The sequence below is a fragment of the Magnetovibrio sp. PR-2 genome (assembly GCF_036689815.1).
Taxonomy (GTDB): Bacteria; Pseudomonadota; Alphaproteobacteria; order Rhodospirillales; family Magnetovibrionaceae; genus Magnetovibrio.
In genome coordinates, this window is sequence record NZ_JBAHUR010000049.1 from 1 (window position 1) to 338 (window position 338).

Sequence of the window (338 nt, forward strand, 5' to 3'; positions counted from 1 at the left end):
CTCAAGGGTGTCGTTAAGGCTGGAGATTGATGGAAAATGATAGAGCCCACACACATCACTTGGACCACGGCCATAAGTATCACAGCATTGTTGCGCAAGAACGCTAAGTCCATCACGTTTATCGCTTGGGGCCTCAGTGCGATGCTGTTCTGTGCGCCAGTTCAGTCAGAACCATTACAGCATCCTGAGCAAAGTGGCGGCATGCCCGCGATCATCTTGGTAGAAAATCAAAAAGGTGGCCCGGCTGAATTGGAAAACCCATGTCCAAACGGAGAACCCGAATGCTTACTTACCCCGCAAATGTGTGAGCGCGTCCCCCGTATTTGCGATATGCCGCC

1 protein-coding gene is annotated in these 338 nt (G+C 51.8%); it reads left to right on the forward strand.

Annotated features, from left to right (window positions below; genetic code table 11):
* Positions 1-36: 36 nt before the first annotated feature.
* On the forward strand, positions 37-338 hold a 302-nt coding region (locus V5T82_RS18155), incomplete at its 3' end, for a hypothetical protein (RefSeq protein ID WP_332897087.1).